The organism is Maricurvus nonylphenolicus, from assembly GCF_042854845.1.
GTDB classification, from domain to species: Bacteria; Pseudomonadota; Gammaproteobacteria; order Pseudomonadales; family Cellvibrionaceae; genus Maricurvus; species Maricurvus nonylphenolicus.
Genome location: NZ_AP031498.1, coordinates 525,738 through 541,783, shown reverse-complemented (window position 1 = coordinate 541,783; position 16,046 = coordinate 525,738). Strand labels below are relative to the sequence as shown.

General features: G+C 51.4%; 9 protein-coding genes (1 of these 9 only partly in view). All 9 read right to left on the bottom strand.

The genetic code is table 11. The annotated features are described in order from the left end of the window. Positions 1–4: 4 nt before the first annotated feature. Positions 5–301 (bottom strand): 50S ribosomal protein L23, encoded by a 297-nt coding sequence (gene rplW / locus ACGHZ6_RS02295; RefSeq protein ID WP_390617169.1) that lies wholly within the window; start codon positions 299–301, stop codon positions 5–7. Beyond that, positions 298–912, bottom strand: a complete 615-nt coding sequence (rplD, locus tag ACGHZ6_RS02290; protein WP_390617168.1) for a 50S ribosomal protein L4 — start codon at positions 910–912, stop codon at positions 298–300. The genes rplW and rplD overlap by 4 nt, the downstream gene beginning before the upstream one ends. A gap of 14 nt (positions 913–926) precedes the next feature. Beyond that, positions 927–1,571, bottom strand: coding sequence for a 50S ribosomal protein L3 (gene rplC / locus ACGHZ6_RS02285; protein WP_390617167.1), 645 nt, complete (start codon positions 1,569–1,571; stop codon positions 927–929). A 135-nt stretch (positions 1,572–1,706) separates the two neighbouring features. Next, positions 1,707–2,018 (bottom strand): 30S ribosomal protein S10, encoded by a 312-nt coding sequence (gene rpsJ, locus ACGHZ6_RS02280; RefSeq protein ID WP_390617166.1) that lies wholly within the window; start codon positions 2,016–2,018, stop codon positions 1,707–1,709. Between the two features lie 214 nt (positions 2,019–2,232). Further along, positions 2,233–3,054, bottom strand: a complete 822-nt coding sequence (locus tag ACGHZ6_RS02275; RefSeq protein ID WP_390617165.1) for an efflux RND transporter periplasmic adaptor subunit — start codon at positions 3,052–3,054, stop codon at positions 2,233–2,235. Between the two features lie 48 nt (positions 3,055–3,102). Then, positions 3,103–5,097, bottom strand: coding sequence for a DEAD/DEAH box helicase (locus ACGHZ6_RS02270; RefSeq protein ID WP_390617164.1), 1,995 nt, complete (start codon positions 5,095–5,097; stop codon positions 3,103–3,105). Beyond that, a complete protein-coding gene (locus ACGHZ6_RS02265) occupies positions 5,090–7,240 on the bottom strand; it encodes an HlyD family efflux transporter periplasmic adaptor subunit (protein ID WP_390617163.1) in 2,151 nt (716 codons plus the stop codon). Before ACGHZ6_RS02265 ends, ACGHZ6_RS02270 begins: the two co-directional genes overlap by 8 nt. 26 nt (positions 7,241–7,266) lie before the next feature. Continuing rightward, the gene (locus ACGHZ6_RS02260; RefSeq protein ID WP_390617162.1) at positions 7,267–9,147 is read right to left on the bottom strand and encodes an HlyD family efflux transporter periplasmic adaptor subunit; all 1,881 of its coding nucleotides are present in this window, start codon (positions 9,145–9,147) and stop codon (positions 7,267–7,269) included. A gap of 148 nt (positions 9,148–9,295) precedes the next feature. Next, a protein-coding gene (locus ACGHZ6_RS02255) for an LEPR-XLL domain-containing protein (protein ID WP_390617161.1) crosses the window boundary here: on the bottom strand, positions 9,296–16,046 show its 3' end. The gene runs 22,133 nt beyond the window's last position; the window shows 6,751 of its 28,884 coding nt (coding positions 22,134–28,884); its start codon lies off the right edge, out of view; its stop codon occupies positions 9,296–9,298.

Genomic DNA, 16,046 nt, shown 5'->3' with positions numbered 1-16,046 from the left:
CTCCTTATTCCGCTACTGAAAAGTCAATTTCTTGACCTTCAGCTAGACGAATGTAGGCTTTTTTCCAATCGCTGCGCTTACCGATACCGTAGCGAGTGCGCTTGGTTTTGCCTTTAACGTTCATAACACGAACGTCATCTACTTTAACGTCGAACAGCAGTTCAACAGCGGCTTTAATTTCTGACTTGTTGGAGTCGGTGGTTACTTTGAAAACCACGTTATTCGCAACATCACCTGCGATAGCAGCCTTCTCAGAAATCACTGGGCCCAACAGGACTTTGTAAAGACGTTCTTGGCTCATCCCAGCATCTCCTCAAACTTCTTCAGTGCATCAACGGTCACTACAACCTTGTCAGCACCGATCAGGCTTACAGGATTCACGCCAGCTGCATCAACAACGTTAACCTTATGCAGGTTACGAGATGCCAGATACAGGTTCTCGCTCACTTCCTCGGTCACGATCAGAACATCTTTCAGATCGAACTGAGCCAGCTTTTGAACCAGAGTTTTGGTCTTAGGAGCTTCTAGATCGAAAGACTCAACTACAACCAGACGCTCTTGACGGTTCAGCTCAGACAGGATGCAACGCAGAGCAGCGCGATACATTTTCTTGTTCAGCTTTTGCTCGTGATTACGAGGCTGAGCGGCAAACGTCACACCACCGGTACGCCACAGAGGGCTACGGATAGTACCAGCACGTGCACGGCCAGTACCTTTTTGACGCCATGGCTTAGCGCCACCGCCGGAAACCGCTGAACGGTTCTTTTGTGCCTTGGTACCCTGACGCGCACCGGCCAAGTAGGCCACTACCGCCTGGTGAACCAGGTCTTGATTAAACTCACGACCGAAAGTCACTTCAGATACTGCAACAGTACCTTTGGCGCCTTCAGGAGTTACTATATTCAGATCCATGGTCAAATCCCCACTTAACCGTTGCTGCGAACTTTAACGGCTGGACGTACAACAACGTCACCACCTGGAGCACCTGGAATAGCACCCTTAATCAACAGCAGACCGCGCTCGGCATCAACACGAACGATCTCCAAGTTCTGAGTAGTTACCTGCTCAGCACCCATGTGACCGGCCATTTTCTTGCCTTTGAATACACGCCCTGGAGTTTGACACTGGCCAATAGAACCAGGAGCACGGTGAGAAATAGAGTTACCGTGAGTTGCGTCTTGCATTGCAAAATTCCAACGCTTAACACCACCCTGGAAGCCCTTACCTTTGGACTGACCAGTAACATCAACTTTTTGACCTGCTTCGAAAGCTTCAACGGTAATTGAACCGCCTACTTCAAACGCTTCTTCAGCATCGTTGCGTAGTTCCCAAACACCACGACCAGCTTCAACACTTGCCTTAGCAAAGTGACCAGCCTGTGATTTGGATACGCGGGAGGCACGACGAGAACCCACAGTTACTTGCACAGCATTGTAACCATCAGTTTCGACGTTCTTGACCTGAGTAATGCGATTGGGCTCAACCTCAATCACAGACACAGGAATGGAAGCACCATCGTCGGCAAAAATGCGGGTCATGCCGCTTTTGCGACCGACTATACCTATCGTCATCTTCTTTGACCTCTCAGTGTACGGGGCTTTTACCCGCTATGGCCGCCCATTTCAGAGCGTTACACACACCTAAACTTGTTGTTTAGGCTTCGGTTAACTTTCTACTTAATTAGCCAGCTAATACCTTAAAAGGGATTAACCGAGACTGATTTGAACTTCAACACCAGCAGCCAGATCCAGCTTCATCAGTGCATCAACAGTCTTTTCAGTTGGCTCTACAATATCAAGCAAACGCTTATGTGTGCGGATTTCATACTGGTCGCGCGCGTCTTTGTTAACGTGCGGAGAAACCAGAACAGTGAAACGCTCTTTGCGTGTTGGCAGCGGAATAGGACCGCGAACTTGAGCACCAGTACGCTTGGCGGTTTCAACGATTTCCTGGGTAGACGCATCAATCAGCTTGTGATCGAAGGCCTTCAGGCGAATTCGAATGCGTTGATTCTGCATGTGAACCAAACTCCAATAATCGTAAAGAACCAGAACCACTTAAAGCAGTTCCACACAACCCTTTTAGCAGGCGCACGCGTAGCGCACCCAAAAAGGAAGCGGGATTGTATAGATGTTAGACGGGGGAGTCAACACTTAATCAGTATTGGTAGAAATCAGGCCAGATGCGATAAATCATGACCCACATCAAGCCCTTATAAGAGGCCTAAAAAGGCTAGTTGACTGCCAGGTCAGGCGCGTCAGTCGATAACGATCCGGAGTCCCCGCCTTCAGAAGGGGCCTGCGGAGCGGCAATCACCGAGGAAAAGTCGATTTCACACTTCAGACCAGCCGGCAGCGCCAAATCCGGGTTAGCCACCTCAACACGGAAACCAAAGGTACTACTGGCCGCATCAATCACCCGGTCTACAACAGTAACCTTGCCCGCTACAGTTTGACGCTCCCCCTCACCGGAAGGGTGGACCAGAGACACATCCACCGTCATGCCTTCCTCGACATCACCGTATTGATCGGCACGCATCACAACCTCAGCATGAAGCGGATTCAAGGATACCAACTCGAGCACAGGGTCAGTCCCCACATACTCGCCGATGGAGACATGACGCTTTACCACTACCCCATTAATAGGGCTGCGTATTTGACGCTGACTCAAACGCGCCGTCGCCTCCGCCACGGTCAAACGGGCCAGCTGCTGCTCAGTAACCAGCTCATCACGCTCAAAGTCCGATAACAACTCCTGAGCCAGCAACTCCTGATTGCGTTCAAGCTTACGGGAGGCAAACTCGGCACGCGCCTTAACAGTCTTCAGCGCAGCCCTTTCCAGTTCACTCTCCAGAGCCACCAGCACCTGGCCTTTACGTACCTTGCCGCCCCGCTCGGTATTCACCTTGCTCACCACACCGGACACCTGGCTGCTCAACTCGATCTCACTGGAAGGCTCCAACAGACAGCTTAACTGGGAGCCATTCAACTGAGCCTGAGCTCCAGCAGATGCAACAAGGGCAATCAGGGGTAGATAGCGAGCAAACGACTTCATTCTTTCCTCTTTTATATAGATAAAAGACAACCTTAGAGGGACGACAGGCTACAGATTCCCGGCGGTAAATGCCAGCACCTCGCCTTCGCGCTCATCGGCCTGTAGCAACTGGTGACGTATACGGCTGTGTCGACGCTCCAATTTGGCCTGGGCTCTCCGCATTAATCTGACAGCCAAAGCCCTGCCAAAGGAGTAACCACTCACTCCAAGCACCCAATTTCGATACCAGGCTCGCGCCAGCCACTCATCCTCAAGAGACAGAATCAGCTCCACACTGCCGGGATCACCAAATCGGGCACAGCGGCCTGCCAACTGGCGATCAATGCGTGATGCCTCCTGCAATTCAGTCAAAATCACATGCAGGCCACCAGCGACCTCAACCTCGGCATGCAGCTTAATATCGGTACCACGGCCAGCCATACTGGTAGCAATAGTCACCCGGCCGGGCTGACCCGCCTCGGCAACAATTTCAGCTTCCTCAGCATCCTGTTTAGCGTTCAGCACACAGTGATCCACCCCCAGGGCCTGCAAACGCTCAGCGATTCGCTCTGACGCACCCACAGTGGAAGTACCCACTAACACCGAACGGCCTTTTAATACCTGGCACCTGGCAGCCTCAGCAACAGCCTCCAGTTTTTCATCTTCAGTATTGCAGAGGGTATCGCGATACCACTCCCGCCGCAGCGGGTGGTGAGTTGGTATGGCGATCACCGGCAGATCGTAAATCTGCCAGAATTCATTCACCACCTCATTGGCCGTCCCTGTCATGCCGGCCAACCAATGATAGCGACGGAAAAATTTCTGGTAGCTGATGCGCGCCAGGGTTTCTCTAGGTGCAGTGATTTCTACCCCCTCTTTGGTTTCAATCAGCTGATGCAGCCCACGCTCCCAGGTACGATCCGGCATCACCCGACCGGTATGCTCATCAATGATCTGCACCTTGCCGTCACGCACCAGGTAATGGCGGTCGCGCTCAAAGAAGAAGATAGCCGTCAGTGCCTGCCGAACAATCTCGTAGCGCCTAACCCGGCCCACCCAATAGGTGCCCATATGCGCCGACATATCATCGATTCGATGTTCGCCCTTTTCGGTTAGCTGCAGGAATCGCAGGCGATCATTCTTCTCGAAGTGAGTATCCACTTCCAGCTGACGGGCGATCATCACGGCCTGGTGATAGACTCGCTCCTGCTCTTCGTTGTGCTGAATTTCACCGGAGATAATTAATGGCGTGCGCGCCTCATCCATACAAACACTGTCGGCTTCATCAACAATGGCGAAGTGCAGGCCGCGTAACATCAGATCCTGATCAAAGTCCTTATTGCCTTTTAAACGCTCACTGTGCCGGTAAGTACTGTGAGTGGACTGTTTGATAATCAGGTGGTCTTTTAAATAATCGAACACCAACTCTTTATTGGTGCAGTAGGCAATGTCGCAGGCGTAGATAGCGCGACGCTCATCCGGGGACATGCCCTGCTGAATACAGCCCAGGGTTAATCCCAGCCATTCATACAATGGCTGCATTTCTTCGGCATCACGCTCAGCCAGATAATCATTCACCGTAATCACATGCACCGGAATGCCGGCCAAGGCGGCGGCCGCTGCCGGGAGAGTTGCGGTTAGAGTCTTACCCTCTCCGGTAGCCATCTCAGCTACACGGCCCATAAACATCACCAGACCACCACGCAACTGGCTATCAAAATGCCGCATACCAAGGGTACGACCCGCCACCTCACGGATAAGGGCAAATGCCTCGGGTAAAGTCGCCTGACAATAACCATGACGTAGCACCTGCTGCCTTAGCGCCTGTACACGGATACGCAAAGCCGACTCAGACAAAGCTTGCAGCTCTTGATCCTTGGCTTTAATCAGCGGCAAATAGGTATTCACAGGCGAGCGATTGCGCCAGTACCAGCGCTGCCCCATCCCCATTAACAGATGCACTGTACGCTCATACCAAGCCTTGGGCTTGGCCACCGACTGCTCGGGCCGCCACAACAGAGAACTCGGCAAACGCGACGGAAAAAGAGAAGAGGCTTTAGACATCCAACTGCCTTAAGAACACACGGCGAATGTCACGCGCCCAGCGCCACAATAATGGCTCTGGGTCGTGATTGAAGAGCACATAAACCCGCTCATTCAAACGCTCACGTGGTGCCTCGGGCACATCGACGACCAAACGGAAATAACGCTTAAAGGCTTCTGGAGCTTCCGCTGGAGACGATGGGTCAGTGACGATAAGACCACCAGCATCCACCGAGAGAATTTTATTGGCCAACTGTTTGGTACTGGCTGGAACGATACGCTGAATCTCTCCGGCGTAGATTTCATGCTGCTGAGACACCAAACGCACCTCCACCGACCGAGTGCGCTGGCGCACATCATTAATATGGTCTTCAGCCACCATCACCGTAATCGGCAACTCACCAAAGTTGACGATATTGCCCAACAGGTCTCCTCGAGATAAATATCGACCTCGCAGCTTGGTCGCATTGGGCAATACAAAGGTGCCCGCCTGCTGAGCGACAACGGTTAAGGCATCTGCCTTGTCCAAGGCACGCTGATACTCCGTACGGCGCAATTGTAAAAGCTCGCGCTTAATACCCGCATCCACCCGATCATTTAGCGAGGCCTGATAACTGGCTTCCGCCTCACGCACCTGCGCCTGTAACACATTCACTTCGGCGGCCAGAGTCGGATCAGACAAACGCAGTAGCGGCTGCCCCTGCTCAACCCAGCTGCCGGGATCAACCAACACGGCATCAACAAAACCACTGGCAGGCACCCGGATCTGGGATTTTTCCGATGCCGTTAACACGCCCTGTGTATAAGTCGCATAGGGGAATGGCAGTACGGCCAGCAACAAAACAACAGCAGCAACCACGCCAGCGATAACACCCCAGGTGCGCTGCCCCTGTTGCTGTAACTGACTGTCGTTAAACGGCTTGGCAATGAGTTTAATCAGCGGCAGAAAGACACCCATCCACATGGTCCACAGCGCCAGCAAGGCACCAATAAATAAATATTCTGTCGTGATAAAGAGTGCAATGGTGAGCATGATGAGAATACGGTACACATAAGAGCTGACCGCATAACCCATTAACCAACTGGCCTCACGACCTGTCGCCGCTGGTGAGTGCATCCCCCTCACCCCCATCAAACGGCTTTTCACCCAATAGCCCACATAGGCGTTGGCACGGTTGGCCAAATTAGGAATTTCCAACCAATCGGCCAATACATAGTAGGCGTCAAACCGCAGCAGCGGGTTACCGTTAAAGAAGAAAGTTGATACTCCGGAGATCAACATGGTGTTAAAGGCCAACGCCCTTACCAACCCGGGCTCGGCCAGCGTCCACACCACCATGGCCAAGGCAGCAATAAAGCCCTCCGTTAAAATCCCAATCGCGCCTACCAGCATACGCTGGTATTTACTGCGAAACGCGGTTGCTGCCGAGGCATCTACATAGGGGACCGGGAAAAACACCAAAAACATGATGCCAATTTCATGCACCTCCCCGCCCCATTTTTTAACCGCGTAGGCGTGCCCCAACTCATGCAGGGTTTTCACGACCGGGTAGATCAAGGCCATCAGCAACAGGTTTTCAACAGCAAGTACCCGATCACTGAGGTTGCTTGATAGCGCCGGCCAGTGAACCGCTGCCAATACGATGCCTGTGACGATAACCAACAACCACAAAGCGCCCATCCAGCCGTTAAATAGCGGCGCGACATAGCGTTGGGTGTTATCGAGGAATTTTTCAGGGTCTAATAACGGAATGCGGATAGCCAATGGCGATTTAATTTTCTGCATTAAACGCTGGCGAGCCATTAACTGATGGCGGCGCTCCAGAGCCTCCATATCCGGCAGAGCATCGGAGTGCAGCACATTGGCGCGGAACAGTTTGGAGACCAAGCCGATCACATCATCCTGGGTGGGCATATCATCACCCAGCAATTCACAGGCCTCATCCCAAATCTGCTGCAGACTACGCTCGCCATTCATCTTGCCGATGATCAAATAGGCTTGCGGAGTGAAACGTTGGAACTGACCCGATACATGATCCTGCAAGACATACCAAACCTCATCGCGATAAATATGGCGATGAATAGCGGTATGTCGACGCAACCGAGGGCACAACTCGGCGACCAGATACCAGGAGGCACTAAATAGAGAAGCATTAACTGACACAGACTATCTCCACCACAATTCCAACCCTAGCCCCACCAACGCCAGAAAAGCAGGCGCATCCAGTCACTCAACTCACGCGTCCAAATGCCAAACAGATTGCGTTCATCGATATAGATTTTACCGATGCCTTCCATACCTGGCCGTAAGCGCTCATGACCTTCTTTTAACTGCTCAGGACTGCCATGCAGAATAGCTTCCACCACAAAAAAGGTCGCGCCATCCTTAAACTCTGTAACAGGCGTAATATTGTTAACACTGAAGTCGAACGTCATATCGGGCAAGGCCGATAAATACAAACTTCCAGTTTGGCCTTTTTGCAGATCGGCAATACGGCTCTCTTTGATAAGCAGGTCCACCCGGTAAGCAGTCACCGGAGAAATTTCAAACAGTAACTCACCATGAGTGACCGCACCGCCCAAGCGCTGACTTAAATCACCACTCACTACCAAACCGTTAAAGGGTGCGACAATGCGCGAGCGCTGCAGCTGACTTTCCACCAGATTTAATTGGGCTTTAGCCTGCCCTAACTGCGCATCAAGAATGGTAATACGTGCACGATCATGACTGGCGATGGCCTCTTGATACTGTCGAGAGAGTTTACTCTGTTGGCTGCGCCACTTAAGACGCTCTAATAACAAGTCACGATCATCCAGCTGCACCAGATCATCACCTTCACTGACCAGATCCCCTGCCCGCACATGCACATCCTTAATGTAGCCTTCAAACGGAGCGGAGATCACCTGCTGACTAACGGTTTGTAATGAGGCATCCGCTGAAAGACGATACTCCCCCTGCACCAGAGCAATCAGTAAGAACAGCACAACAGCTAAACTCATAAACAATTTACGGCCAAGGTAACCTGGACCAAACAAACGAATTAACTGCTGCTCACCGGCATCACGTACTTTTTTACGTAAGGGCCGATCATTAAAACGCTTCTCCTCCAAAGCACTTACCGCAAGCGCTACCACACTCTCGCAATAGCGCAACTCATCGGCCGTAAAGGGCTGATCGATATCACGCTGCAAAGTGATTGCACCAAACCACTTGCCATCTACCTGCAAGGGTAAGGTTAAGAGCGATTCACTTTGTTGCATTTCTGCCAGCGTGGTATGCGCTACAACCACCAAATTTGCTGGTGTGCCATCAGTCGCTGGTAAGACAATAGCCTCGCGCTGATCCACAGACTCATCCATGGCATCTTCAATGGCGCGAACCAGATTCATATGGCTACTGAAGTCTGCACTGTGGGATAAATGCGCAAGCTTAACGCGCTGATCTTCCAACACGCCAAGACTGACCAGATTACAGTTGAGATTAATGGCCAGTTCGGTAATCAGACGCATGGCAGCGCCGTTAAAACCGGATTCAGGCAACACTTTAGCCAACAGATCAACACTGGTGCTTAAGCGGGTAAAGTCGTCCTGGCGGTCTGTGTACAAACGTCGCATTTGCGCTAGCTCGACCCAGGATGCCCCCCACTGCAATTCATTCATTACCAAGGGCAGTTCCGCCTCGGCCATCAGATTAACGGCAACGGCAATCACACCGGAAACCTGACCATCGATATGTACCGGATAGGCCACACCAAACAGATGGTTCTTGGACGTAGCTTTAGTATCCGCCTTGGCCAACTCGGTGACCATACCAGAACCATCGTCGATCACCTTTTCGACCAGGTCAGTTAAATGCTCTGTCGCCTTGTTAGCTTCCGGCCATACAGCTACCGGGGTATAACGTCCACTGTCATCACGCACGACCAATAGACTGGCAAAAGCGGTATCGATCAAACCACTTTGCAACTCCAGCCAGGATTGATAATCCAAATTCTCGGCAAGGCTGGCCATTTGCTGCCAGTGATCCTGGCTGGCCACAGGCGCTTGGGGGGATTGGGTTTGATTTACCATATCGATGCTTAACTACTTATTATTTGGCTAGTGCCCAGATTCAATGCCCGAGCCTTATGCTGTTACTAGAAAAGACGATGCCAGAAAGGGCAGAAAAAGAACAGCCCCCAGATGGGGGCTGCTCTTAACACCGGGAATTCACCCGCGCTTACCAGAAGCGCAAGCTATCCCAGCGTTTGTAGCGACGCTCAGACGCCTTCTTGGCAACCTGCTCCATGGCTTGACGATCAACCTTGGCGGATCCCGCCTTGGCTTTTCCTGCCAGCTTCCAACCCAGGGCACCGGCAAGGGCACCCTGAACGGCTGTTGCATTACCTTGCTTGAGAGAGTCAAACAACTGCGCTTGATCCTCTTCCTTGGCCTCATCAGAAGATCCTTCACCGATGATGACCTTGCCACGAGCGTTTTCGTTCATGATTTGCTCTTCAAGTTCACAAGCCTCAAGGGCTTGCTGCAACTGTTCACCTTGAAGATCCGGTATCTCTTCAGTCAATTCACAAGACAATTCAACCAGCTCGTCAGTTTCCTCTTCGCCAGCTTGAGTGCCTGTTGGCAAGACCAAATCGATACCGGCGCGACGCTCACCATTATTCAAGTGCTCTTCGATGATTCCGCCCAGCAAACCATTGGTTCCCCCCATGAAGTCTGCCTCCAAGGTAGCCAGAAGGTTTACAGGCAGATCCCTGTTATCGTTATTAAGCAAGTAGGCTGCCTCAGTGCCATCTTCAGGCGGGTTATACAAGTCTTGGTTATCCCTACCAATGGTATCGAGAGATTGAGACAAAGTAATAACCGTAAGTACCTGCTCTGTCTCGGTATCGTACGAACCATTGTATGGAGTCGGTGGATTCTCAGCGTCCAGTGGCAGAGCAGTGTTATCACCCAACAAGACAATATTACCATCTGGCGTTTGCAGGGTTACACGCGCCAAATCACCAATAATAACGTCAGCCGACAAGTCCCCATCAAAACCATCATTCAGGAAACCACCAATCATAATGTCGTTATCGGCGAATCCAGTATCGTCACCGTACAACTCATCATCATCACCAATCAGAATATTGATGCTTTCAATCTGAATAGTAAGGAAACTTGGATCGCGGGTGACCTTGGTGCCATCACCACCCATAAGATCATCGCCATCACCACCACGAAGGATGTCTTTACCGTAGCCACCGATAACAACATCTCGGTCGCTACCGCCTTGCACAGTATCATCGCCGCCCAAGCTGGCACGGAAGACTTTACCCAACACTTCCTCACCACCAGAGGTAGCAATCAAGTAACGTCCGCCAGCATCACTGGTGATAAAGCCATCGTCACCAATGATGATATTCTCACCGCTGTCGGCAGTAACACGGTCATTACCAACACCGGCAATTACCTGGTCGTTGCCAGCGCCAATACTGATATCGTCATTACCGCCGGTAGCGTTGGTAATATCATTACTTTCGACTTGCTTGCGAACACCGTTAATGAAGTTAATGAAGCCGTTATCGCCAATAACGGTATCGGCACCGTCACCAGTAACAATGGTGTCACCTTGATAACCACCCAAAACGATATTATGCCCATCACCAGCTAGCAATGTATCTATACCGCCCAGAGTATGATCTGTGGTTTCTGCCTTATCGATAATGCCATCGTCGCCATACGTGAGAACACCGTTGTCACCAATGATATGGTCATCACCATTTGTAGTAATTACCGTATCGTCACCATGACCGGCGATGACACGGTTATGACCATCATCGACATTGATCACATCGTTACCGGCTTCTGCCGGTAAGAGGCTGGTCATACTTTTTAGAATATCAGTATCGATGTACTCGAACTGACCGTGGTCACCAATGACGTGATCCTTACCACTAAGGCCAGTGATTCGATCATCGCCCGAACCGCCCATAAGGCGATTAAACCCTGCACCAGCAACAATAATGTCATTGCCACCGGTAATGTTACTGGCATCAGTACTTAGCAAGTTGACCAAATGACCATTTTCAAAGGTGGCCTCACCATTATCGCCGACGATGATGTCATCACCGTTAGTTGTCGTAACAGTGTCAGCGCCCTGACCTGCAATAATCAGGTTATTGCCGTTACCATTGCCGTTAATCGTGTCATCACCGCCCTGATCATTCAGAGTACTGAAAGCATCCTGAATAATACCCGAGGTGTTGTAGTTCAGCTCACCGTGATCACCAATCACATGATGATCACCGGTATCAGTGGTAATGGTGTCACCACCAGTACCACCGATCACACGATTGAAGCCTGAACCTACATCGATAGTATCAACACCACCTGTGGCATCACTTAAATCAGTGCTAAAGAAGCGCGTTAAGTGACCACTGATAAATTCAGCTTGAGCACTATCACCCGCGACAACATCATTACCACCGGTGGTATTCACAATGTCATTACCCTGACCGGCAATTACGTAGTTATCACCGTTGGCCAGATTAAGAATGTCATCACCGCCAATGCTTAGAGATTCGCTAACCATATCTTGAATCACGCCAGCGTTGTTCCAAGTGATGTAACCCTGATCACCCATAACATAATCGTTGAAGGTGCCAGTGCTAGTCACTTCGTCCCCACCACTACCTGCGATAACGACATTGTCACCGTTATACAGGTCGATGTAATCCGCAGCACCAAAGATATGCAGTTCACTTTCGATACGGGTCAGAGTGCCGTCGGTGTGGAAGTCCATGGAACCGTGGTCACCCAACACATGATCGCGACCGGTGCCGGTATCAATGTCGTCGGTACCTGCACCACCAATCACATCAGTGTTGCCGTCTCCCAGAGTCAGCGTATCGTCACCACCGGTAGTGTCATCCGTATCAGTGCTTTCCAGACGAGTCAGAACACCCGCATTGGTAAATACTGCTGAGCCGTTATCACCAATCACGATGTCTGCACCGATACCTGCAATTACGGTATCAGCACCGAAGCCACCAATCACCCAGTGATCACCATCGGCCAATCGCAGAGTATCGTCACCGCCTTGATCCAGGGATTCGCTGGTCATTTCAGTAATCACACCAGCGTTAGTCCAGGTAATGTAACCGTGGTCGCCCAACACAACATCGTCATAGTCACCGGTGGTGGTTACTTCATCGTTACCACTGCCAGCAACGACAACCGTGTCACCGTCGTAGAGATCAATAAAGTCCTGCGCCCCTTGGGTATGCAGATCACTTTCGATACGAGTCAGAGTGCCGTCGGTGTGGAAGTCCATGGAACCATGGTCACCCAGAACGTGATCGCGGCCAGTGCCGGTATCGATATCGTCAGTGCCTGCACCACCAATCACATCAGTATTGCCGTCACCCAGCGTCAACGTATCGTTGCCACCGGTAACGTCATCAACATCGGTACTTTCCAGACGAGTCAGAACACCCGCATTGGTAAATACTGCTGAGCCGTTATCACCAATCACGATGTCTGCACCGGTACCCGCAATCACAGTATCAGCGCCGAAGCCGCCAATCACCCAGTGATCACCATCAGCCAAGCGCAAGGTATCATCACCACCTTGATCCAGGGATTCGCTGGTCATTTCAGTAATAACACCAGCGTTAGTCCAGGTAATGTAACCGTGGTCACCCAACACAACATCGTCGTAGTCACCGGTGGTGGTCACTTCATCATTGCCGCTGCCAGCGATTACTACGGTGTCACCGTCGTACAGGTCGATAAAGTCCTGTGCACCCAGGGTTTGCAGTTCGCTTTCGACACGAGTCAAAGTGCCGTCGGTGTGGAAGTCCATGGAACCGTGGTCACCCAGAACATGATCGCGGCCAGTGCCGGTATCAATATCGTCGGTACCTGCACCACCAATCACATCAGCGTTACCGTCACCCAGCGTCAACGTATCGTTGCCACCGGTAGTGTCATCAGCATCAGTGCTTTCCAAACGAGTCAGCACACCCGCGGTGAAAGTTGCGGAACCGTTATCACCAATCACGATGTCTGCACCGGTACCCGCAATCACGGTATCAGCACCGAAGCCACCAATGACCCAATGATCACCATCAGCCAAGCGCAGGGTATCGTTACCACCTTGATCCAGGGATTCGCTGGTCATTGCAGTAATCACGCCAGCGTTAGTCCAGGTAATGTAACCGTGATCACCCAATACAACATCGTCGTAGTCACCGGTGGTGGTCACTTCATCGTTGCCGCTGCCGGCAATCACAACCGTGTCTCCGTCGTACAGGTCGATAAAGTCCTGTGCACCCAGAGTTTGCAGTTCGCTTTCGACACGAGTCAATGTGCCATCGGTGTGGAAGTCCATGGAACCATGGTCACCCAGAACATGATCACGGCCCGTACCGGTATCGATATCGTCGGTACCTGCACCACCAATCACATCAGTGTTGCCGTCACCCAGAGTCAGGGTATCGTTGCCCCCCGTCGCGTCTACCGCATCAGTACTTTCCAATCGAGTCAGTACGCCCGCGGTGAAAGTTGCCGAACCATTATCACCAATCACGATGTCTGCACCGGTACCCGCAATCACGGTATCAGCACCGAAGCCGCCAATCACCCAGTGATCACCATCAGCCAAGCGCAGGGTATCGTCACCGCCTTGATCCAGGGACTCACTAACCATCGCGGTAATCACACCCGCGTTAGTCCAGGTAATGTAACCGTGGTCACCCAACACAACATCGTCGTAGTCACCGGTGGTGGTCACTTCATCGTTGCCGCTGCCGGCAATGACAACCGTGTCACCGTCGTACAGATCGATAAAGTCCTGTGCACCCAGAGTTTGCAGTTCGCTTTCGATACGAGTCAGGGTACCGTCGGTATGGAAATCCATCGAGCCGTGGTCACCCAAGACATAATCGATGCCTGTACCGGTATCAATATTATCACTACCTGCACCACCGATAATCTTGGTATTACCATTGCCCAGATTAATGATGTCGTTGCCACCGATGGAGTCATCGGCATCAGTACTGTCAAGGTCGGTTAGAACGCCGGCATTGGTAAAGGTCGCTGAACCATTATCACCGATCACAATATCAGAACCGGTTCCTGCGGTTACCGTATCGCCGCCTTCGCCAGCGATAACAACGGTATCGCCATTGCCCAGAGTAATGGTGTCAACATCGCCATTACCGTGCATAGCAAGATGGCTCTGTGCGGAAACCAATACACCGCTGGTGTAATCCAGCTGACCGTGGTCGCCCAACACATGATCGGTACCGGTGCCTGCGGTTATGCTGTCACCGCCCGCGCCACCGATAATGCGATTGAAACCAGCACCAGCATGAATGGTGTCAGAGCCTGCGCTCAGATTATCTTCTTTACTCGCAACACGGGTGATTTGCGAAGCGGCCAGTACGATCAGACCTTCATCACCAATAATGACGTCATCGTCATTGGCGATTTCTGTGCCTGCACTGTCATTGCCGTAGATAAAGTCATCGCCAGCACCGCCTAACAATTTATCATCGCCACCGTTACCAGAAATGGTATCGCCGGCGCCGTAGATATAGTTGCGGGTAGTGATCAGATCCAATGTGGAGATGTTGGTGTCGCCATTTACATAGCTGACCTCACCGTTATCACCGATAACAATATCGTCGTCAGCACCCGCTTCGATTTCATCAGCCCCGTTGCCGCCGATAATAATGTCATTGTTATTGCCACCGTAGATTTCATCGGCACCACCAGATGCTTCAACATCTGACTCAATGGACATGATATTACCCGTGGTAAACAGGCGCAGGTCTTCAGGGAAGTTATTACGCTCCTGGGTAATGATACCGTGATCACCGAAGATAATATCGTTGCCATCACCGCCCCAGATATCATCATCACCAACCAGCAGAGAGTCTGCGGTGGTATTCAGTGAAGCATTCACGGTGACGATATCGAGGATTGCTTTGGTAGCATCCGTACGCAGACTGGTGCGCTCACTGATATCGATATTCAGGCCGGAATCACCGTAAATGTGATCGTTACCGCCCTGACCTTCGATATGGTCATCGCCAGAACCACCCAGAATATGGTCATCGCCCTGGCTACCAATCAAACGGTCGTTGCCGGCGCCACCGTAGATCACAACACCAGACGTTGCAGCTGATGCGTCGATAGTATCGTTACCATGATTAGCAAAACCGCGCGCTTGATCGTTACGGTTAAGTGCGTCGTTATCGGTATAACGACTTCCATCCTGAGAGGTATCACCGAAGATAATCACAGGTACGTTACTGCCATCACCATAACCGGTACCGGTTACCGTAATGGTATCGCCACCCATAACGCCTGGTGCTGTTTCCTGGTTACCACCGCCGTGGACTACGGTAATTGGCAACAGGCGCATAGCGGTTACATCGGCAACAGCAATGGCATCTGTGAAGGTCGCCCCAGCTAACTCAACAGTTAAACCGTCAGAAGAAATAGAGCTAATAATGTAGGAGCCATCATTATCGCCTGCACCGGAAACGGCAATTTCATCACCGACGCGGTAGCCCAACTTGTACCAGGTATCAGTACTTACAGAACGCTCCAACTTATTGCCGTCATAGAAAGACATGCTGGTCGTTAAGGATTCAGCCGTCGTATTTACCGATGCGGTGTCATTGCCTTCACCCAACATCAGCTCAACAACTTCAAGGCCACTGTAATCTATATCCAGTTCACTGCCAGCATCGAGACGATTAACTTTCTTACTGGTTAGCGCCCAAGATTCAGCAGCTATCGCATGATCGCGGAAGATAAACAGTTCATCAGTTTCTACGGTTTCGTCCGTCAGATCAGCGATAGCGATAGGATCACTTGGCGTTTCTGACGGCAGCATGACGGCTGTGCGCAGAATACGCGGTGTTTCTGATTGGCCCCCGTTAATGATCAGATTACCTGTCACCGTATCGATA

What these genes read in the sequence shown, in the direction of transcription:
- rplC (WP_390617167.1), bottom strand. Translation starts at nt 1,571, where the DNA reads ATGACGATAGGTATAGTCGGTCGCAAAAGCGGCATGACCCGCATTTTT.
- rplW (WP_390617169.1), bottom strand. Translation starts at nt 301, where the DNA reads ATGAGCCAAGAACGTCTTTACAAAGTCCTGTTGGGCCCAGTGATTTCT.
- ACGHZ6_RS02275 (WP_390617165.1), bottom strand. Translation starts at nt 3,054, where the DNA reads ATGAAGTCGTTTGCTCGCTATCTACCCCTGATTGCCCTTGTTGCATCT.
- rpsJ (WP_390617166.1), bottom strand. Translation starts at nt 2,018, where the DNA reads ATGCAGAATCAACGCATTCGAATTCGCCTGAAGGCCTTCGATCACAAG.
- rplD (WP_390617168.1), bottom strand. Translation starts at nt 912, where the DNA reads ATGGATCTGAATATAGTAACTCCTGAAGGCGCCAAAGGTACTGTTGCA.
- ACGHZ6_RS02260 (WP_390617162.1), bottom strand. Translation starts at nt 9,147, where the DNA reads ATGGTAAATCAAACCCAATCCCCCCAAGCGCCTGTGGCCAGCCAGGAT.
- ACGHZ6_RS02270 (WP_390617164.1), bottom strand. Translation starts at nt 5,097, where the DNA reads ATGTCTAAAGCCTCTTCTCTTTTTCCGTCGCGTTTGCCGAGTTCTCTG.